This window comes from Streptomyces sp. NPDC047061 (assembly GCF_040643955.1).
Classification (GTDB): Bacteria; Actinomycetota; Actinomycetes; order Streptomycetales; family Streptomycetaceae; genus Streptomyces.
Window position 1 is genome coordinate 101,104 of record NZ_JBEYVI010000038.1, and the last position, 19,620, is coordinate 120,723.

Annotated in this window: 18 protein-coding genes; 11 read left to right on the forward strand and 7 right to left on the reverse strand. The window is 71.4% G+C overall.

The window, feature by feature from the left end:
* Nucleotides 1-62 precede the first annotated feature (62 nt).
* Nucleotides 63-743 carry a lamin tail domain-containing protein gene (locus ABZ887_RS39190; RefSeq protein WP_361300876.1) on the reverse strand — a complete coding sequence of 227 codons (681 nt, stop codon included), beginning with the start codon at nucleotides 741-743 and terminating at the stop codon, nucleotides 63-65.
* A gap of 495 nt (nucleotides 744-1,238) precedes the next feature.
* Here ABZ887_RS39190 and ABZ887_RS39195 point away from each other — a divergent pair, with 495 nt between their 5' ends.
* A complete protein-coding gene (locus ABZ887_RS39195) occupies nucleotides 1,239-2,576 on the forward strand; it encodes a jacalin-like lectin (protein ID WP_361300879.1) in 1,338 nt (445 codons plus the stop codon).
* A 68-nt stretch (nucleotides 2,577-2,644) separates the two neighbouring features.
* On the opposite strand, the gene ABZ887_RS39200 is transcribed toward ABZ887_RS39195, so the two are convergent.
* On the reverse strand, nucleotides 2,645-4,294 hold the full coding sequence (locus tag ABZ887_RS39200) for an FAD-dependent monooxygenase (protein ID WP_361300947.1): 1,650 nt from the start codon (nucleotides 4,292-4,294) through the stop codon (nucleotides 2,645-2,647).
* A gap of 304 nt (nucleotides 4,295-4,598) precedes the next feature.
* On the opposite strand from ABZ887_RS39200, the gene ABZ887_RS39205 reads away from it, so the two are divergent.
* The 3 genes from ABZ887_RS39205 to ABZ887_RS39215 all read left to right on the forward strand — a co-directional run bounded on the left by ABZ887_RS39205 (nucleotide 4,599) and on the right by ABZ887_RS39215 (nucleotide 8,235).
* Nucleotides 4,599-5,048 carry a hypothetical protein gene (locus ABZ887_RS39205; RefSeq protein WP_361300882.1) on the forward strand — a complete coding sequence of 150 codons (450 nt, stop codon included), beginning with the start codon at nucleotides 4,599-4,601 and terminating at the stop codon, nucleotides 5,046-5,048.
* A gap of 125 nt (nucleotides 5,049-5,173) precedes the next feature.
* Nucleotides 5,174-5,590 carry a nuclear transport factor 2 family protein gene (locus ABZ887_RS39210; RefSeq protein WP_361300885.1) on the forward strand — a complete coding sequence of 139 codons (417 nt, stop codon included), beginning with the start codon at nucleotides 5,174-5,176 and terminating at the stop codon, nucleotides 5,588-5,590.
* A 287-nt stretch (nucleotides 5,591-5,877) separates the two neighbouring features.
* On the forward strand, nucleotides 5,878-8,235 hold the full coding sequence (locus tag ABZ887_RS39215) for a nitrate- and nitrite sensing domain-containing protein (RefSeq protein WP_361300888.1): 2,358 nt from the start codon (nucleotides 5,878-5,880) through the stop codon (nucleotides 8,233-8,235).
* A gap of 18 nt (nucleotides 8,236-8,253) precedes the next feature.
* Here ABZ887_RS39215 and ABZ887_RS39220 read toward each other — a convergent pair whose 3' ends face one another.
* Both ABZ887_RS39220 and ABZ887_RS39225 read right to left on the reverse strand, forming a co-directional pair.
* The gene (locus tag ABZ887_RS39220; RefSeq protein WP_361300891.1) at nucleotides 8,254-9,432 is read right to left on the reverse strand and encodes an AI-2E family transporter; all 1,179 of its coding nucleotides are present in this window, start codon (nucleotides 9,430-9,432) and stop codon (nucleotides 8,254-8,256) included.
* 114 nt (nucleotides 9,433-9,546) lie between these two features.
* Nucleotides 9,547-10,281, reverse strand: coding sequence for a serine hydrolase (locus tag ABZ887_RS39225; RefSeq protein WP_361300950.1), 735 nt, complete (start codon nucleotides 10,279-10,281; stop codon nucleotides 9,547-9,549).
* A gap of 336 nt (nucleotides 10,282-10,617) precedes the next feature.
* On the opposite strand from ABZ887_RS39225, the gene ABZ887_RS39230 reads away from it, so the two are divergent.
* Nucleotides 10,618-12,069, forward strand: coding sequence for a cytosine permease (locus ABZ887_RS39230; RefSeq protein ID WP_361300894.1), 1,452 nt, complete (start codon nucleotides 10,618-10,620; stop codon nucleotides 12,067-12,069).
* A 34-nt stretch (nucleotides 12,070-12,103) separates the two neighbouring features.
* Here ABZ887_RS39230 and ABZ887_RS39235 read toward each other — a convergent pair whose 3' ends face one another.
* Nucleotides 12,104-12,622, reverse strand: coding sequence for a transglycosylase SLT domain-containing protein (locus tag ABZ887_RS39235; RefSeq protein ID WP_361300897.1), 519 nt, complete (start codon nucleotides 12,620-12,622; stop codon nucleotides 12,104-12,106).
* A gap of 393 nt (nucleotides 12,623-13,015) precedes the next feature.
* Here ABZ887_RS39235 and ABZ887_RS39240 point away from each other — a divergent pair, with 393 nt between their 5' ends.
* From ABZ887_RS39240 to ABZ887_RS39250, 3 genes are all read left to right on the forward strand, one after another.
* A complete protein-coding gene (locus ABZ887_RS39240; protein WP_361300900.1) occupies nucleotides 13,016-13,738 on the forward strand; it encodes a response regulator transcription factor in 723 nt (240 codons plus the stop codon).
* Nucleotides 13,735-15,222 (forward strand): ATP-binding protein, encoded by a 1,488-nt coding sequence (locus ABZ887_RS39245; protein ID WP_361300903.1) that lies wholly within the window; start codon nucleotides 13,735-13,737, stop codon nucleotides 15,220-15,222. The genes ABZ887_RS39240 and ABZ887_RS39245 overlap by 4 nt, the downstream gene beginning before the upstream one ends.
* 120 nt (nucleotides 15,223-15,342) lie before the next feature.
* The gene (locus ABZ887_RS39250) at nucleotides 15,343-15,756 is read left to right on the forward strand and encodes a RidA family protein (protein ID WP_361300906.1); all 414 of its coding nucleotides are present in this window, start codon (nucleotides 15,343-15,345) and stop codon (nucleotides 15,754-15,756) included.
* Nucleotides 15,757-15,780: 24 nt separating this feature from the next.
* Here the strand turns inward: ABZ887_RS39250 and ABZ887_RS39255 are convergent, their stop codons facing one another.
* Nucleotides 15,781-16,635 (reverse strand): PaaX family transcriptional regulator C-terminal domain-containing protein, encoded by an 855-nt coding sequence (locus tag ABZ887_RS39255; protein WP_361300908.1) that lies wholly within the window; start codon nucleotides 16,633-16,635, stop codon nucleotides 15,781-15,783.
* A 289-nt stretch (nucleotides 16,636-16,924) separates the two neighbouring features.
* On the opposite strand from ABZ887_RS39255, the gene ABZ887_RS39260 reads away from it, so the two are divergent.
* Complete coding sequence (locus ABZ887_RS39260) at nucleotides 16,925-17,530, forward strand: GPP34 family phosphoprotein (RefSeq protein ID WP_361300911.1); 606 nt, start codon at nucleotides 16,925-16,927, stop codon at nucleotides 17,528-17,530.
* Nucleotides 17,531-17,619: 89 nt separating this feature from the next.
* Here ABZ887_RS39260 and ABZ887_RS39265 read toward each other — a convergent pair whose 3' ends face one another.
* Nucleotides 17,620-18,297, reverse strand: coding sequence for a hypothetical protein (locus ABZ887_RS39265; protein ID WP_361300914.1), 678 nt, complete (start codon nucleotides 18,295-18,297; stop codon nucleotides 17,620-17,622).
* A gap of 166 nt (nucleotides 18,298-18,463) precedes the next feature.
* On the opposite strand from ABZ887_RS39265, the gene ABZ887_RS39270 reads away from it, so the two are divergent.
* Nucleotides 18,464-18,757 (forward strand): hypothetical protein, encoded by a 294-nt coding sequence (locus tag ABZ887_RS39270; protein WP_361300917.1) that lies wholly within the window; start codon nucleotides 18,464-18,466, stop codon nucleotides 18,755-18,757.
* A gap of 58 nt (nucleotides 18,758-18,815) precedes the next feature.
* Nucleotides 18,816-19,463 (forward strand): hypothetical protein, encoded by a 648-nt coding sequence (locus ABZ887_RS39275; protein WP_361300920.1) that lies wholly within the window; start codon nucleotides 18,816-18,818, stop codon nucleotides 19,461-19,463.
* Nucleotides 19,464-19,620 lie beyond the last annotated feature (157 nt).

The following is a 19,620-nucleotide window of genomic DNA, read 5'->3' on the forward strand; positions in this document are numbered from 1 at the left end:
ACCAGGACTGGCGGGGCCGCCGCCGGGCCCCTCGAAGGGGCCTGGCGGCGGAGGTCCCACTGTCAGTGGCGGCGGTCGAAGGTGTGACGCTCACCCGCGTCACGGTGACCGAAGTCGCGCCGGTCACCCCCGTCACGGTGACCGAAGTCGCGCCGGTCACCCCCGTCACGGTGACCGAAGTCGCGCCGGTCACCCCCGTCACGGTGACCGAACGCACGCCCGTCGCCCCCGTCACGGTGACCGAAGTCGCGCCGGTCGTCCATGTCACGGCGGTGGTTCAGGCTCCAGGAGGCGGAGTCGACGTAGCGCCCGTGCTCGTTGCGCAGGGTCGCGGTGTCGGCGTCGTGGTTCCACACGGAGGAGCGGCGGTCCTGGTACAGGTCCGTCCTGGTGTCCCGGCCTTCCCCGGTGTGGACGCGGACCGTGGCGCCGCCCTCCAGCCGGTAGTGGCGGAAGGTGTAGCTGTGACCGTCGACGTCCGACAGCGTCCAACCGCTGAGGTTCACGTCCCGGCGGGCTGTGTTGGTGACGTCCACCCACTCCCGGTTCAGGGCGCGGCCGGAGTAGACCGCCCTGCCCTGCACGTCGTGCTGTACGGCACTGATGACGACCGCGTCGCGGTGCGCCAGGGCGGAGTGCGGAGCGGCCGCCGCGGCCGGCAGGGCCGTGACGCCCACCAGGGCGGCCGCCACGGCGGCGGCGGAGCCGAGACGGCGGGCGGTCGCGGAAACGGAAACGGACACGTGGTCCCCCTTCACGGGGTTTGCGCACACCCCCGCCGCGTGCGGCGCGAAGTCGCAGGCCGCGAGGGGTGTGTGGAGCTGGACGGCGGCCGGGCGGCCGCGCATCCACACCTTGCAACCCGGCCGTGCGGCCCTCGGGACACACACGGCGCCTATTACGGATCCTTCGCTTTCCTATGACTCTCGCATGTAGCGTCCATTTATGAGTTGAATGAGTGGATTTGACGGCTCTTCAGCCCCTTCTGCCCCGCAGACAACGGCCTCGGCCGCCACCGGACCACCGCGCGAACAGCACCCCGGTCACCCGAAAGTGAGTAACAGTCAGCGCCCGATCGGCCCCACGGGCGGAAGTCGATCTTCTGGCCGTCACGTGGAATTTCCAAACTGGTTAGTAACAAGAGGGGGTCCGAAGAAAGCGTTTGCCGCTACGTTTTGGCGTGCCTCATTGGCATGCCCACAGCTCTCAGCGCACACCTCCCCGTAGGAGACACCCCCATGCGCAGACTCGTTGCCTGTCTGGCGGCCGCCGTCGCCGCTCTCGGCGGGCTCACGGCGACGGCCACCCCGGCCGCGGCGGCCGGTTCGGGCACGTTCAGCGTGCTCACGTACAACGTCGCCGGGCTTCCGGAAGGCCTGTCGAGCGCCCCCACCCCGCGCGACACCAGCACGACGGAGATCGGCACGCGCATCGCGCCGTACGACATCGTCAACGTCCAGGAGGACTTCAACTACCACGCGTACCTGTACGCCACCGACACCCACCCCTACCGCACCGCGACCAGCGGCGGCGCGGGCATCGGGAGCGGTCTCAACACCGTCTCCAACTACGCCTGGGACGGGGACGACTTCGAGCGCGTCGGCTGGAACTCCTGCCAGATCGACTCCGGCGACTGCCTCACGCCGAAGGGCTTCACCTTCATGCGCGAGCGGCTCGCCGAGGGCGTCTACGTCGACTTCTACAACCTGCACACCAACGCGGGCACGAACGACGGCGACGAGGCCTCCCGGGCCGACAACCTCAGCCAGCTGACCTCGTTCATCAGCACCCACTCGGCCGGCAACGCGGTGGTGGTGATGGGTGACACCAACACCCGCTACACCCGCACCGCCGACACCATCGCCGAGTTCGCCTCGAACAACGGGCTCACCGACGCCTGGGTGCAGCTGATCCGCGGTGGCAGCGCGCCGGCCAAGGGCAGCGACGCGCTGGTCTGCGACCAGTCCGGGGCGACCGTGCCCAACACCTGCGAGGTCGTGGACAAGGTCCTGTACCGCAGCAGCAAGCTGGTGAACCTGAGCGCGACCTCGTACAACAACGAGCACGCCAAGTTCCTGACGTCCGACGGGCTGATGCTCTCCGACCACGACCCGATCACGGTCGGCTTCTCCTGGTCGCAGAACGCCAACTTCCAGCTCAGCGACCAGTTCGGCGGTCCGCACGGCGACTACTACCAGGACATCGACAAGGTGGCCGCCGGCGCCCGCGCCACCACCGTCTCGCTGCGCACCGGATCCCGGGTCGACCAGGTCGGCATCACCCTCGCCGACGGCACGACGCTCACCCACGGCGGCACCGGCGGCACGGCGTCCTCGCTGACGCTGGGCAGCAGTGAGTACGTGACGACGGCGTACCTGTGCGAGAGCAAGTACAACAACACGACCCGCATCTTCTACGCGAAGTTCACCACCAACCTGGGCCGCACCCTCGCCGGTGGTACGACGACCTCGGACTGTGTGACCCGCACCGCCCCGTCGGGCTGGCAGATCGCCGGCTTCCACGGCCGCTCCGGTGACGAACTCGACAAGGTCGGCTTCATCTACACCAAGCGCTGACCGCGTCCGGCCGGCCGGCGGGCGTCACGAACGCCCCGCCGGCCGGCCGGGGGCGGCTTCACGGGTCCTCAGCCGAGTGCCTCGCGGTACTCGGCGAGCGCGGTCTCGGTACTCGTCAGGGGGAAGCGGGCGCCGAGGTGGCCGTCCGGGCGGACGACGAAGCCGGTGGGGCCGTCGGGACGGTAGCGGCGGGCGAACTCACCCGCCGTGTCCCGGTATTCCGGGACGAGGGGCACGTGGGTGCCGTCCTCCGTGCGGATGGCCAGAACGTCCCAGCCCGGGGCGAGGACGGCTTTGATCACGTCGGTGGGGTCCGCCGCGTAGAGCAGCACGACGTGGTCCGGGCGGCCCCGCAGGATGTCGAGCAGGCGCAGCGGGTAGGCGGCCAGTGGTGTGGTCAGACCGGCGCAGTCGGGGGCGCGGTCGCCGGGTTGCGGGACGTCCGGGGGGCCGTAGGGGGCGGTGGCGAGGGGGCCGTCCCGGTAGCCGACGAGCAGCTGGGCCTCGCGGAGCATGACGGTCCGCGGGTCGTCGGGGTCGGCGCCCATGCCGTGCACGGCGTGGCGCACGGTGCGGCCGACGACCTCCTCGCCGACCGGGCGGCGCTCGGCGTCATAGCTGGCGAGCAGGGCCGGTCCGGCCTCGCCGCGCAGGACGAGGGCGAGTTTCCAGCCGAGGTTGCAGGCGTCCTGGATGCCGGTGTTCATGCCCTGGGCGCCGGTGGGCGGATGGATGTGCGCGGCGTCGCCCGCGACGAAGACGCGTCCCTCGCCGTAGCGGTCGACGATGCGGTGGCTGATCCGGAAGACGGAGGACCAGCGCAGCTGGGAGAGCGTCCCGGGCCGGGGCGCGAGGCGGTCGACGACGGCCTGGAGGTCGGGCAGCTCGGGGAGCCGCCGGCCGCCCTGGAGGCCGTGGGCCGCTCCGTCGGTGCCGACGGCCTCGTCGGTGTCCTCGGCGGAGAGTTCCGGCGGGACCAGCATGGACATGCGGTAGCGGCCCGGTCCGGGCAGCGGGATGCAGACCAGCAGGTCGTCCGTGGCGCCGTCGGCCCCGCGGTGCTCGGACCTGAGGCCGTAGCCGGCCGGCAGGTCCCAGTCGGCCACCACGTCGCCGAGCATGTACTCCTCGGTGAAGGCCCCACCGGCGAAGTCGAGGCCGAGGACCTTGCGGACGGTGCTGTGCGCCCCGTCGCAGCCGACCAGGTAGCGGACGCGCAGTTCCTCCTCCGCGCCGGAGGCGGTGCGCAGCCGGGCCGTGACCCCGTCCGGGTCCTGGGCGAAGGAGAGCAGTTCGGTGCCGCGCTCGACGACCGTGCCGAGCCCGTTCACGTACTCCTCGACGATCCGCTCGACCTCGTACTGCGGCAGCGCGGCGAAGCCGTACGGCACCTCCGGCGGCAGTCTCAGCTCGACCCGGCCGGCCTCCTCGCCGTTGACGTAGATCAGCTGCCCGCGTATGGGCACGGCGTGCTCGACGACGGTGCGGGCCAGGCCCATCCGGTCCCAGAGCTCGATGGTGCGCGGCTGGATGCCGACGGCCTTGGCGTACGGCAGCCGGGCCGGGAGCCGGTCGACGAGTCGGCAGTCGGCACCGTGCCGGCGGAGTTCGGCGGCGGCGCTCAGCCCGACCGGGCCGGCGCCCACGATCAGGACGTCGGTTGTGTGCGTCACGGGCGTCTCCCAGCAGGTAGCCCCGGACCGGTTGCGTCCCTCCATGGTCGCCCCGCCGCGGGCGGGCGGCGAGCCGAGCCGCCGCCACGGGCACCCGGCGCGGCCGGGCGGATACGCGTGGCCGCCGTAGGTGCACAGCTTGCGGTAGAACGTGGCGCGGCCGATGCCCGGGGCGGCCGCCGCGCCGGCCTTGGTGACAGCGCGCGCCACGCGCGGGCAGACGGGTGCGGCGGGCGGGTTCGGCGCGCCTCACCTGTTTGGGTGAAGACACTTGGGAGGTCGAGTCGTACGGTCTGGGTGGACCGATGACCGGCGCCGTCGGCCCTTCGAGGAAAGGTGCCCTGGAGCCTTGGCCATTGAATATGTCCTTCGCACCGCCCTTGAGCGGCACATCATCAGCACACGACGGCACTTCACGGATGTCGTCCAGGACATCCGCGCGGAGATCGACGCCCGGGCGTCGGCCGGCGGGCCGGCCGACCGGCTGGCCATGGCCCGGTGCCCAGAGGCCGGTCCGGACCGGGCCGCCGCGCTCGCCCCCGGGGTGAGCCGCCTGGTCCGGCTGGTCCTCGACAGGCCTTCGACGACCGCGGAACTGGCCCGGACACTGCCGGACGTCGGCCTGTACTGTCCCGTGTCGATCCTCGTGCAGCAGATCACCGACGGCGGAACACGGCTGAGCTACGACTCCGTCGCGGGCGCGATAGCCGTCCACCAGGACGAGGCCGCCACGGCGGTCGCCCAGAGCTTCGACGCCGAGATCCTGGCGCTGCTGCGCCGCGTCGCGGACCGGGACTGAGTCCCGGACCGGACGGAGCAGTCTCCGCCGTCCGCTCCCGCAGGGCCCCACGATCGCTGACCTGCCCGTCCCGTCATAGCGTGGAAGGGCACCGATCGGCCGGAAAGCCCAACGGAGTGATCGCCATGACCGAGAGCCGGACCGAGCGGAACAAGGCCGTCGTCGTCGAATTCCTGACGACCGCGTTCAGCTCCAAGGACTTCGCCTCGCTGGACCGGTACGTGCACCCGGACTACATCCAGCACAACCCGTTCATCCCGCCCGCGAAGGCCGGACTGCGCGGATTCATCGCCGGGCTGCCCGACGACACCCGTTACGAGCCGGGGGCGATCATCGCCGAGGGTGACCTGGTCATGGTCCACGGCCGGTACTCCGGCGGCCCCGACGAGCCCCTCCTCGGCGTCGGCATCTTCCGTTTCGAGGACGGTCTGGTGGTGGAGCACTGGGACGTCCTGCAGAACGAAGTGGCCGCGCAGGACACCGTGTCGGGCCATTCCATGTTCACCAACCCGCAGACCGGCCAGGCCGACCCATCGGCCTGAAGCACAGAAACCGCTGTCTGCGCCGCCGCCTGCCCTCGTGTGTGCGCCCGAGGGGGGACCGGGGCCCCGTCCGTTCGCCCCACCGAACCGATCAAGAGGGAACAGGCCACCTCCCCCGGCACCCGTGCATTGACCATCGATGGTTTTGATTGAGCTTTGTACCATTTCGGAGAAACCGCTTCACCCAAACACCGGTCGATCCCGATCGCTGGGTGTTAGAACTTGGCAACTGAACGTCGGGCTGGGCACAGTCCTGCGCACCATCCCTGTTGTGAAATGGGACGATCTTGTCCAAGTCCAGACCTCTGACCGGCAATTGGCGCGTCGCGAGACGCCTCCAGGCCATTCTGCTCATCCCCGTGCTCGTCGCCCTCGGCCTCGGCGGCGTCCGGGTGAAGAACTCGATCGGCACTCTGCAGGACGCCAACGACGCGGTGCGCGTGGCGGAGTTGGTGCAGGCGGCGAACGCCTACGCCAGTGACGCCATCAACGAGCGCGACGTGTCGGTCATCCCGCTCCTGCAGGGCAAGCGGGACGCGCCCGCCGTGGTGGCGGCCCGCAAGATCACTGACGCCGACGCGAAGGCGTTCGACACGGCAGTGGCCCGGGCGCCGAAGACCGCGGGCCTCACCCGGCGCATCGAGCTGGTGCGGGCGGGCGAGAAGCAACTCGCCGCGGTGCGGGCCAACGCGTTCACGGCCAAGGTGTCCGGGGTGCAGACGGAGGAGAGCTACCACGCCGTCCAGCACCCGCTCATGGAGATCTCGAACGAACTGGGCTTCGGCAGCAACAACCAGGCGAGCTTCGGGCGCACCCTCTACGCCATCTCGCTGACCCAGGCGGCCGAGTCCCTGGTGCGCGCCATCGGCACGCACCTGCTGGTCGAGGACCGCGACACGCTCGCCGAGGGCGAACTGCAGACCCAGCTGGGCTCGTTCAGCTCCTACGTCTACCTGGAGCAAGTGGGTCTGCAGGAGTACGCGGGCGCCGGTACCGCCGGGGACATGACCCGGCTGCGGACGGCGCTGGCGGACGCGCAGAAGAAGGGTGCGCAGCAGACGGCCAAGGCCGCCGAGGAGGCCGAGGCGGCCGGGCAGACCTTCGTGAAGCCACCGGCGCTGACGAAGATGATCACCGAGATCGCCGCAGGGACACCGACCGAACAGCTGGCCGCCGAGGGCATCACGCCGGAGTCGTTCTTCGCGGCGTCCGCACTCGCCTTCGACGCCTACCGCGGTATCGAGGTCAATCTCACCGACACGGCCCTCTCCAATGCCCGGAGCATCGCCGCCGACGCCAGGATGGCCGCGATCGTCAACGGCTCCCTGGCTCTCGGGGCCGTACTCGTGGCCGTCCTGCTCGCGGCGTGGGTGGCCCGCTCGATGAGCCGGGGCATGCGCAGGCTCAGTGCCTCGGCGATGGAGATCGCCGAGCAGCGGCTGCCGGCGGTGATCACCCAGTTGTCGCTGGCCGTACCCGGCCAGGTCGACACCAGGGTCACGCCGATCCCGATCACCACCACCGACGAGATCGGCGAGGTCGCCCGCGCCTTCGACCACGTGCACCGGGAGGCGGTCCGGCTGGCCGCCGAACAGGCCGTGCTGCGCGGCAACATCAACACGATCTTCACCAACCTTTCCCGGCGCAACCAGTCGCTGATCGAGCGACAGCTCTCCCTGATCACCGACCTGGAGGAGCGCGAGGCCGACCCGGAGCAGCTGGCGAACCTGTTCAAGCTGGACCACCTGGCCACGCGGGTGCGCCGCAACGGCGAGAACCTGCTGGTCCTCGGCGGCGAGCGCCCCACCCAGCAGTGGGACCATCCGCTCCCGCTCGTCGATGTCATCCGGGCGGCGGCCTCCGAGGTGGAGCAGTACGAGCGGATCGAGCTGGCCGGCATCCCGGAGGCCGAGATCCACGGCCGTGCCGTCACCGACCTGGTGCATCTGCTCGCCGAGCTGCTGGAGAACGCCACCTCGTTCTCCTCGCCGCGCTCGACGGTCCGGGTCACGGCGACCCGGCTGCCGGACACCCGGATCATGGTCGAGATCCACGACAAGGGCATCGGTCTGGTGCCCGAGGACTTCGCGCTGATCAACCACAAACTGGCGAACCCGCCGACCGCCGACGCCGACGTCTACCAGTACATGGGACTGTTCGTGGTGGGCAGGCTCGCCGACCGGCACGGTATCCGCGTCCAGCTGCGGCCGGCCGCCGGGGAGTCCGGCACGACCTCCCTGGTCATGCTCCCGGGCACCGTCACCTGGCGCAGTGACACCGAGTCCGACGCCGACACGCTGGCGCTGGCGGCCTTCAAGGCACGCGCCACGCCCGGGCTGGGCGCCCTGCTGGCGACGGGACCCGCCGACCCGTTCGGCGCGCACGAGGCATGGGACGACGGCAACCCGGCCCCCGGCTTTGCCGCGCCGTCCGGCTTCGCCGGGCCGTCCGGTGGTTCCGCCACGTCCGGTGGCCACGCCGCGGCCGGCGCTCCGGCCGCCGGTGGTCCCACCGCCTCGCGTGGTCCCGTCGTGCCGGACGTCCCGGCTCAGGCCGGGCCACCCGCGCCGTCGGCGTCCTCCGCGTCGTCCGGACGATCCCGTCGCGCGTCGAAGCGCGGCCGGCGCCCCGCCAAGGACGGCTGAGCCGCCGGCCCCCGCGGGTCAGGGCGGTGGCACCGGGCGCAGGGCCCGTACCACCGCCCAGATGACGGAGATGAACGGCACGGCGACGACGGCGCCGATCACCCCCGCGACGATGCTGCCGGCGATGACGGACACGGCGACGACGAGGGGGTGCAGCCGCACCGCCCAGCTCATCACCAGCGGATGCAGCACATGCCCCTCCAGCTGGCCGATGACGACGATGAGCACGAGGACGGCGGCGGCCGTGAGCGGACCGCGGCCGGCCAGCGCCACCACCGTGGCCACGCTCAGCGCGACCGGCGAGCCCACCAGCGGCACGAACGCGGCGAAGAACTCCAGCAGGGTGAGCGGCAGCGCGAGCGGCACCTGGAGCACGACCAGGGCGATGCCGACGAGGACGGCGTTGGCGGCGGCCACGATGATGATGCCGCGGGTGTATCCGGCGAACGTCCGCCAGGCCGCGCGCCCCGCCCGGTCCCAGGCGCTCCGGGCGCCGGCGGGCAGCAGTTCGCGGCTCGTCCAGGCCCACAGCCGTTCGCCGGAGTGGATGAAGAAGACCGAGGTGAAGAGTGCGAGTGCGCCCCCGGTGATCAGTTCGACGAGGGTGCCGAAGCCGCTGAGCGCCCTGCTCGCCAGGTTGGAGCGGTGGGCCTGGATGTAGTCGATGATCTGCTGCTGGAGGCGTGACAGGGCGCCCGGCCCCAGCCGGAAGGGCGGGCGCTGCAGCCAGACCTCGATGCGGTGGATGCCGCCGCGGAACTCGTCGGCCAGGGTTGCCGACTCCTGTGCCACCGCGTTGCCCACCAGGGCCAGCAGGCCGAAGAAGAGGCAGATGCTGCCGACCAGGCTGACCGCCACGGACAGCGGTCTGGGCAGCCACCGGGCCAGCAGGTCGGCGAGCGGGCGCAGCACCGAGGTGATGACCAGGGCCAGGAACACGGCGACGGCGATCAGCTGGAAGCGGCCGAGGATGACGAAGACGCCGTAGACGACGATGCCGACCACGACGAGCCGCCAGGCGTAGGCGGCGGCGATCCGGAGGGCGGGGACGACGACCGCGCTGACGGACGCGGAGGTACGCGGGGCGCGGGATCGGCGCGGGAACCGGATCGCGCGCCCGGTCCGGCTGTCCGGTGCCGCGCCCCGTGGACGGCGCGCGGGGCCCCGCCCGGCCGCCGGCCCGCCCGCACCCGCCACCCTGCCTCCCGTTGCCGGCCCCCGTCGCGCCTTCGTCGCCTTCCATGCACGTTAGGTGCATTTCGGGCGACGGGCGGGGTGCAGTGGGCCAAGGGGGTCAGTGGGCCAACGGGGTCAGTGGGTCGCCGTGTCGGAGACGGCGGTGCGGGCGGCGCGTTCCACCAGGTTCACGCCGTCGGCCATGGACGTGTTGCCGTTGGAGAGGACCGCGACGAGGTAGTGGTGCCCGCCGGTGGTGATGCGGCCGATGCTGTTGATGTCCCACAGGCCGGTCGTGGTGCGCATGAGCCAGCCGTTCTTCAGCGCCCATCCGGAGTCGGCGGCGGCCGAGACACCCCAGGACTGGTCGGCGGCGATCTCGGTCATCAACGTGTCGATACGGCTTCGGGACGCCGCGTCGAGAGGGGTGGGGCCGGCGCCGAACACCGCGCGCAGCAGTCGTATCTGATCGGCCGCGGTGGTCCGGGTGAGCCCCCAGCGGCCGCCGGGGCCGCCCTGGGTCGAGGTCAGGCCGAGCCGCTTGTTGGCCGACTCCAGGCCGGGGGCCTCGCCGATGGCCCGCCACAGGGCGCTGGCCGCGGTGTTGTCGCTGTCGCGGATCATCACCTCCGCCTCGGCGCTCTCCCGTGCGGTGAGGGCGCGCCGGTGGTCGCGCGCGTGGAGCAGCATGGCGGCGAGGATGTCGACCTTGACGATGCTCGCCGTGTCGTACGGCGTGTCGTCGCCGTAGACGGCGGGTTCCCGGCCCGTGCCGTCGAGGTCGAGCACGGCTGCGGTCACCCGCGCCTCGCCCTGGGCCGCCACGGCCGTGCGGAAGTCGGCGGGGCCGGACCCGGTGCCGGCGGCCATGGCCGCCGGTGCGGCTCCGACGAGCAGGGCCACCGCCGCGGCCACGAGGGAGAGGGTTCGCTTGTGCATGGCGGGAGCCTTCGCAGTTCGAAAGGGAGGGACGGATGGGAGGGACACAGAACTGCGAACGTAGACAAAATGCCCGGCTCGCGACATGACCGGCGCCACGTCGGGAGCGGTTCAGGGGCATTTGTGAGCAGTCCAACAGGACCGTCCGCCAGAACCGCCCGCGAGCCGAACCTTCCGGTGTACGGAACCCGAATTCCGCATGCCTCATCCGCGTCGGTCCGGGGGAAGAATGTGGTCAGAGTGACGGGCCGGCCCCTGGGAGGTGCCATGAGCACATCGGCGGAACCGCGGGTGAGCGGTCTGGAGGTCCGGTCCATCGACTACGTGCCGCTGGACGAGCGGCACGGCAAGCTGTGGCATCTGGGTCCGCTGTGGTTCATGTCCAACGCGCAGATCGCCACCCTGGCCGTGGGGCTGATCAGCATCACGGAGGGCGGCAACCTGATCTGGTCGCTGCTGGCGATCGTCGCCGGCACCCTGATCGGCACGTTCTTCATGGCGTTCCACTCGGCGCAGGGGCCGCAGCTGGGACTGCCGCAGATGATCCAGTCCCGCCCGCAGTTCGGCTATGTCGGGGCGCTGCTGGTGTGGCTCTTCGCGTACGTGCAGTACGCGGGCTTCAACGTTTTCAACACCGTCCTGGGCGCTGAAGCCCTCGACACCACGATCCACGGCGGCGTGAAGCTCTGGGTGGTCGTGGTCACCGTGGTCGCGCTGGTCGTGGCGCTGGTGGGCTACGACATCATCCACAAGGCCGAGCGGTTCCTGACCTACACGTTCCTGGTCATCTTCGGGATCTTCACCGTCGGCGTCCTGGTCACCCTGCACTATCCGGCGGGCTCCTTCGACCTCGGCGCCTTCAAGGTGACCCCGTTCCTGGCGCAGTTCGGCGTGGTCGCCGGCTACCAGATCAGCTGGGCCATCTACGTCTCGGACTACTCGCGGTACCTGCCGCCGGACGTCACCGTCCGCAAGACGTTCTACTGGACCTACTTCGGTTCGGCGCTCGGCGGCATCTGGCTGATGGTGCTCGGAACGCTGCTGGCCGCCTGGGCGGGCGACAGCTTCGACACGATCCCGTCGATCAACGCCGCCGGCGACAAGGTCTTCGACGGCTTCGGCGCGATCGTCCTGCTGTTCTCCGCGCTGGGCCTGATCTCCGTGACCGCACTGAACATGTACGGCGGTTCACTGACCCTGATCAGTGCCATCGACTCGTTCAAACGGGTGCGGCCGACCCTGGCCGTGCGCCTGGTCACCCTTCTGGTGACCGCGGCGCTCTCGCTGATCGGCGCACTGGCGGCGACCACGAACTTCCTGACGAACTTCAACAACTTCCTGCTGCTGGTGCTGTATCTGTTCATCCCGTGGACGTCCGTGAACCTGATGGACTACTACGTGGTGCGCCGGGGTCACTACGCGATCGCCGAGATCTTCAAGCCGAACGGCATCTACGGCCGCTGGGGCTGGCAGGGGATCGCCTCGTACCTGGTCGGGTTCGCGGTCATGATCCCGTTCTTCTCGGTCGGCACGCTCTTCGTCGGCCCCGCCGCCAAGGCGCTGGACGGGGCGGACATCTCGCTGTTCATCGGCCTGCCGGTGTCGGCGCTGCTGTACTGGCTGCTGACCCGCTCGATCGACGTCGAGGCGGAGACCCGCGTCGCCGAGGCGGAGGCCGCGGCCCTGGAGCAGGCCGCGCACGAACACCGCGAGCCGTAGGACCCGGCTCCGGTCCGACGAGGTGCCGTCGACGTCAGTACGCGGAGTTGACGTTGTCGATGGAGCCGTACCGGTGGGCGGCGTAGTTGGCGGCCGCGGTGATGTTGGCGACCGGGTCGGTGACGCTGTGGGCGGTGCCGGCCACGTGGTACGCGTTGAAGGTGGGGTCGATGACCTGGAGCAGGCCCTTGGAGGGAGTGCCCTTCTGCGCGTTGACGTCCCAGTTGTTCTGAGCACCGGGGTTGCCGCCGGACTCGCGCATGATGTTGCGCTTGAGGCCCTCGTAGCTGCCGGGGATGCCCTTGGCCTTCATGATCTGCAGGGACTGCTTGATCCAGCCGTCGAGGTTGTTGGCGGAACCGGCCCGGGAGGCGGTGCCGCTGCCACCGGAGGAGGCCGTGACCGCGGTCGAGGTGTGCGCCTGCGTCAGTTCTGCGGCCTGTGCGTTCGCCGGCATCAGGGTGAGGGCGGCGGCCGCGGCACCGGTGGTGGCGAGGCCGGCGAGGCCGAGGGTGCGCAGGCGGGCAATGCGGGTGCGAGTGGTCATGGTCATGCTGATGCAACTCTCCGGTGGGGGACGGCGTCGGCGCCGGCCGCGGGGTGCGGCGGCGGTGGGCGGAGCCCGTACTACCGGCGGGAGTGGGCGGGTCCGGCGGGTTTCCGCTCGGCCCGTCGCCCGTCTCCCGGCGACGACAGCAATGGTTAGCGGCAGCCGGAGCGGGTGGCAATCATGTGACGTACTACCCGACTTCGGATTGAATGCCCGAAATGCTCATTAATAGGCGCCTTGCGTCCAGTTCAAGACGTTCCGTTCCTACGATCCCGGATAGGATGTGATGTGGCTCCTATGGGGGGTGTCACGCGTTCAGGCCCCTTTCCGGGGTCCGCCGGACGGTCCGGACTCGCTCCACAGCTCTCGTACAGGCCCCCGCGAGAGCATCCGCCCATGCCTGACACCTCCACACCGGCGCCGGGGGCGATCCGGGTGCTGATCGTCGACGACGAACCCGAGCTGACCGAACTGCTCTCGGTCGCCGTCAGCGCGGCGGGCTGGCAGCCGTTCGTGGCGCGGAACGGGTACGACGCGCTGCGCGCCGCCCGCGCCTGCGAACCGCACGCCGTCGTGCTGGACGGCATGCTGCCCGACCTGGACGGGATCCAGGTGCTGCGCCGGCTGCGGTACGAGAACGCCAGGGTGCCCGTGCTGATGCTGACCGCCCGGGACGCGGTGGAGCACCGGCTCGACGGGCTCGCCACCGGCGCCGACGACTATGTGACCAAGCCCTTCTCCCTGGAGGAGGTGATGCTCCGGCTGCGCGGGCTGCTGCGCCGCTCCGGGGCCGGCGGGGGCGCAGCGGAGGACGGGGTGCGGATGCTCGGCGACCTGGTGCTCGGCGAGCGGACCCGCGAGGTGCGCCGGGGCGGCGTGCCGATCTCACTCACCGCGAAGGAGTTCGACCTGCTGCGGTTCCTGATGGACCACCCCCGCCAGGTGCTCAGCAAGACGGAGATCCTCGACCACGTGTGGAACAGCTCGTTCGACGGCGGAAACCTGGTGGAGGTGTACGTCCACGGTCTGCGCGCGAAGATCGACAAGGAGCGCCGGCCGATGATCCACACCGTGCGCGGCGCCGGGTACGTCATCAGACCGGCGGACGACGAGGCATGACGGTCGCCGGGCGGGCCCTCAGCCGGCTCCGCGGGCGTTCGCTGCGGGTCCGGATGGTCCTCGTCCACTCCCTCACCCTGGCCGCCGTCTGCACGGCGATGGCCGTGGCGACCGTGCTCGTCCAGCGCTACTACCTGATCAGGGACCTGGACCAGCGGGTCACCGACGCCGCCCAGCACAGCCAGGGCGGCCGGGAACACGCACCGCCCGGGGCGAGCCTCGGCTTCCTCAACGAACGCGGCCAGCACACCGGCACCCTCGCCGCCCTCATGGACGACGACGGGATCACCACGGCCGAGGTGGTGACCGACGACGGCCCGCGCTCCCTGACCGAGGCCCAGTGCTCCGCCCTCGACGGCATCCCGGCCGACGGGACCCTGCACACCCGGACGATTCCCGGGCTGGGCGCCTACCGGCTGACGGCCGTCAGCGAGGGCGGCACCGCGATGCTGGCCGGGCTGCCGGTGGGCGGCGTCCAGCACATGATCGACTCCCTGGTCCTGATCGAGGCCTGCATCGCCGGGGTCGGGCTGGTGCTGGCGGGTTCGGTGTCGGCCGTGGCGATCCGGCGTCAGCTGCGGCCGCTGCGCCGGGTCGCCGCCACCGCCGTCGAGGTCTCGCACGCACCGCTCGACCGGGGCGAGGTCAGCGGGCTCACCCGGGTACCGGCACCGGACACCGATCCGGGCACCGAGGCCGGCCAGGTCGGCGTGGCGCTGAACCGGCTGATCGACCACGTCGAGTGGTCCCTGTCCGAACGCCAGCGTGCCGAGGAACACATGCGGCGCTTCCTCGCCGACGCGAGCCACGAACTGCGCACCCCGCTCGCCTCGATCGCCGGGTACGCCGAGCTGATGCTGATGGACGCGGACACCCTGAAGATCGAGCCGGCGCTGGCCTGGCGCCGGGTCTCCGACCAGTCGGCGCGGATGACGGGACTGGTGGAGGACCTCCTGCTGCTCGCCCGGCTGGAGGAGGGCAGACCGCTGGAGGCCGTCGAGGTGAACCTGGCGACCCTGGTGGGGGACGCGGTGTGGGACGCCCGGGCGGCGGGGCCCGACCACCACTGGCAGCTGGTGCTGTGCCTGGACGCGCCCGCCACGGTGCTCGGCGACCCGTCCCGGCTGCACCAGGTGGCGGCCAACCTGCTGACCAACGCCCGGGTGCACACCCCCGCCGGGACGCGGATCACCGTCGCGGTGGAAGCGGCGGACGGGCACTGCGCGATCCGTGTGCACGACGACGGCCCGGGCATCCCGGCCGGCCTCCTGCCGACGGTCTTCGACCGCTTCACCCGGGGTGACGCCTCCCGCTCCCGCGCCCCCGGCACCGCGGGCGGAGCGGGACTCGGGCTGGCCATCGCGGCGGCGATCACCCAGGCCCACGGCGGCCGGATCGAGGTGGACAGCGCGCCCGGCGACACCCGGTTCACCGTCACGCTGCCGCTCGCCGAGATGCCGGCGACCACCAGGACCAGAAACTGATCCGCCGGCGCGGCCCGGCGTCGAACCCAGTACGGTATCTCGTATTATTAAAGATCGTCATTTATTGTCTATACACCCGGCCGTACGGCCGGAGCCGGACACCACCGAACCGGAGACCCGATGACTCCCGTCGCCGTGAACCCGCCCGCCCTGCCCGCCCCGAGCGGCTACTCGCACGGAACCCTTGCGGGGAACACGCTCCACCTGGGCGGCCAGACCGCACTCGACGCCGACATGAAGATCGTTCCAGGGGGCATCGTCGAACAGTTCCGCCAGGCGTTCGGCAACGTGCTGACCACCCTGCGGGCGGCCGGAGGCGAGCCGGCGGACCTGGTGAGCGTGACGCTCTACCTCACCGACATCCCCGACTACCAGGCCCACGGCAAGGAGATCGGCAGCGTGTGGCGGGAGCTGGCCGGGCCGGTCTACCCCGCGATGGCGGGCATCGGCTGCACCGCGCTCTGGCAGCCGGAGGCACTGATCGAGATCCTCGGCGTGGCCGTGATCCCGGAGGAGCGGCTGATCAGGCCGTAGGCCCTGGGCCGAGTGCCGGACGCCCTAACCGGTGTGTATGACCGCCAGCGCGTGTGCGCGGGCGGGTTCCCGGAGGGTCCTGTCGAGTTCCTCGAAGAGCAGGCCGGCGGTCTCCCCCATCCAGCCCGGCGGCAGCAGGGACAGCGGCAGCCCGGGGTCGCGGTACGGGAGCCGGCGCCACTCGGTGAGCATCGGCAGATAGATCCCGAACGCCTCCCGGGCCGGGATCGCACCCGCCGCCGCACGCTCGCTCACCGGCCGGTACCGCTCCAGGAAGTCCGCGTAGAGCGTGGTCAGCTCGTCGAGGTCCCACCATTCGCGGACCTTCGCCGACAGGTCGCCGAAGGCGAAGTGGTCGCCGGTGAAGATGTCCACGTACGGCGTCAGCCCGAGGCGTTGCAGGGTGCGACGGGTCTCGTCGGCCAGGATGCCGGGCGCCACCCACACCCCGGGGGCCGCGGTGCCGAAGCCCAGGCGGGTCAGGGCGGTGCGCAACGCGTGGCGCTTGTCCCGTTCGGACTCGGGCACGGAGAACACGACGACGAGCCAGCCGTCGCCGGCCTCGGCCCGGTGCCGCTCGAAGATGCGCACGTCGCCGTCCTCCAGCACCTCCAGGGTGCCCTCGGAGACGGCGTACCCGGCGGCACCCTCGTGGCGCTCACCGCGCAGCACCCCGCGCCGCTTCAGCCGGGAGACCGCCGACCGCACGGCCTGCCCCTCCACACCGAGGTCGGCCATGAGGCGTATCACCGAGGCGACGGAGAGCCAGTTGTGCTCGCGGCGCGCGTACAGCGCGAACAGGGTGATGATCAGCGGGCCCAGCCGGCTGTCCCGGCCGCCCGCGCCGACGGCGGTCGACGGCTCGACGTGCGCTGTCATGGTCCACCCACCTCCGGCCGATGTCATCCTGCTGATCGCGCAGCAGCCTATCGCGCGTGCAGGGGCCGCATCGGCGGTGCGGACCGGTACTCCGGGCCCGGCGCGCTCATGTCGTACCGCGGGTCGCCGGCCGGCGGCCCATGGTGGCGGTACGGCACGGGCGGCGGCGTCCGACCGGGCATCGAACGCGTCGGCGCCGTCGTTGTCCCTGACACCTCTCGATACCTCTGATACCTCTAGTTCTTCAGATACCTCTGGTGCCTTCGCCGTCTCTGTTGGGGAGTCCGTCATGACCACACCCCGGGACCTGTTCCTCGTCACCGTGTACGACGCCGCCGCGCGGCCCGTCGAGCAGGGCGACCTCTCGCTGGCGCTCGCGGGAGCCGAACTGGTCGATCTCATCGACGCCGGGGCGGTCACGCTCGACGGCGAGCTCATCGTGCCCGCACCGGCGGGCGCGGCGGGTGACCGGCTCCTCGACGAGGCGGTGGCGGCGCTGCGGCGGGAGACGCCGTACGAGTCGGTGGAGGACTGGCTGTGGCGGCGGGGGCGCGGCCTGGGCGTCGCCTATCTGGAGGCCCTGGAGGCGGACGGGATCGTCGCCCAGCAGCGGCGGCGCTGGCTGTCACTGCCGACCGGGCGGACGGAGGCCGCCGACTCGCCCGAGCGCGCACGGGCGCACGAACGCTGGGCGTCGGGCGAGCCGGTGCTCGCCGCCCTCTCGGCCGCGGTGGGGATCCGGGACGAGGCGGCCAAGGACCTCGCGAGTGCGGTCTCCGACGCGATCGTGACGGTGGTGGCCGCCGTGGACGACGCCGTGACGGAACTGGCCGCAGTACGCCAGCGGAGGGAGATCGAGGACGCGGCGTTCGACAACGTCTGGCGCGGCCTGTGACGGCCGCCGCTGCCGTGCGGCGCCACCTCGACCGCTCGTGATCGCTGTCGGGCTGCCGTCCCGCCCCCGCGGCAGCACCGTTGCGCCCGTTACTGTGTCGCCTTCTCCCCGGTCGGCCCGACCGCGAACCACTTGCCGTCGAGGCCCTGGCCGTTCAGGTCGCCCGGCTTGCTGTCGCCCGAGAAGCGGTAGACGGGCCAGCCGCCGACGGTGATCTGGACCTGGCCGTCCGGGCGGCGGATGGCCCCGACCTCCTTCGGGTTCACGCCCGCCAGATAGACGTTGCCGCCCTCCTGGATGGTCACGGGCGGCCACTTCACCGCGCAGGCACCGGTGCAGGACGACTTCGACGGGTCGGCGGTGTCGTCGTCGAAGCGGTACAGCGCCGCCTGGTTGATGTTGATCAGGTGCGCGGCGGACAGCGGCGCCGAGGTCACCGCGGACAGCTGCACCCACTTGGGCGGCGCTTCCTGCACGACCGCTCCGACCACGGTCCCGCCGGTGCCGCTGAGGCCGGCGTCCTGCGCGGTGGAGTCGACCACCTGGAGCGCCGAGTTGCCCGAGCCCTGGGCCGGAGCCGTGGTGGAGGCGGCGGAGGGGGACGGCGACGGGGTGGACGAGGTGGCCGGGGACGAGCTGTCGCCGATGGTGATCGTCTTGCCGCAGGCCGTGAGGCCCGCCGCCGCGCAGAGGGCGAGAGCGGAGGCGACGACGGCACGGCGTGCCGAACCGCCGTGGGACAGCGGCCGGGTGAGGAGCGAGGTCATGCCTGCTACACGAGACGGGCACCGGCGAGGGTTCAATGCCACCGGCGCCACCCGGGACCGCGCGGGCGGGCGGCGCGGACCGTCCGCGACCGGTGAACGTTTCGCGCCGCCGGCCTCGTGTTCCCCGCAGAGACGAATCCTCACCGCACAGGAACGGGGGCCCACAGTGGCGTCGGACGTCAACATCCCCGGGAGTGAACTCAAGGAGGCCCAGGACATGCTGGGCTTCGTGCACGACTTCATCGACATCGGACACCACACGTTCGACTTCGATGCCGCGTTCGGGCCCGAGCTCTCCCACGGCTCCGCACAGAACTTCGAGGACAGGTGGGAGGACGGCAAGCACCAGCTCCAGAAGCAGGTGCAGGGCATCCGGGACGCCATCGGCAACATCCTGGACTCCTTCGAGAAGACCGACCAGGACGCGGTCTCCAACCTCGACGACGGCAAGGGCAAGTGAACCCGCCCGGCGCATCCCCCGACCTGACCGACACTCCCCCGAAGGCGACGGCCGACCGATGAGCACAGCACAACGATTCCTGCTGGACATACCGGACCAGTGGCAGCAGGTGGACCTGAGCGGCGAGGAGCTGGCCAGGACCCGCGCCCAGGCCCTCGCCGCGACCGACGACCCGCGCGAGAAGGCGCGGATCAACGACATGTTCCGGCAGGGCCGGGAGGTGACCCGGGCGGCCCGCCGCCACGGGGCGCTGCTGGCCGCGGGCACGGCGACGATGTACACCGAGGGCCTCTTCATGGCGTACGGCATGGTCTTCGCCGTCAGCACGCCCGAGGGCGAGGAGCTCACGCTGCCCGTGCTGTCCGCGCGGCTCGGGGTGTCCTCGGCGACCGGCGTGGCGCCGAAGGACAGGGTCATCGCGTCGGCGAAGGTGCCCCACGTGGGCACGGTGGCCCGCGTCACCGGCACCGAGGTGACCCGGCTGACCGGGGACATCGACGTCAAGTTGCTGACGATGCACACGATGATGCCGGTGCCCGGCAGCACCGAGGACTTCCTCGTGGTGACCCTCGCCAGCCCCAACCTGCCGTTGAAGAACGAGGTCTACGACCTCTTCGACGCCATCACCAGCACGTTCCGCTTCGTGACGGAGGACGGCGTCCAGGTCGCCCCGGGCGGCGCCGGGGGCGACGGCGTCGCCGCCTGACCGACGCCGTACCGCCGCGCGGCGAAGGGGGGGGGGGGGCCCCCCCGGGCGGGGTTTGGGGGGGGTGCGGGGGGGGCCCGGGGGGGGTTTGGCGGGGGGGGGGGGGGCGGTGGTGGTCATCTTGCTCCTTGACGGAATGGGGGCGGGGACTCCGGCC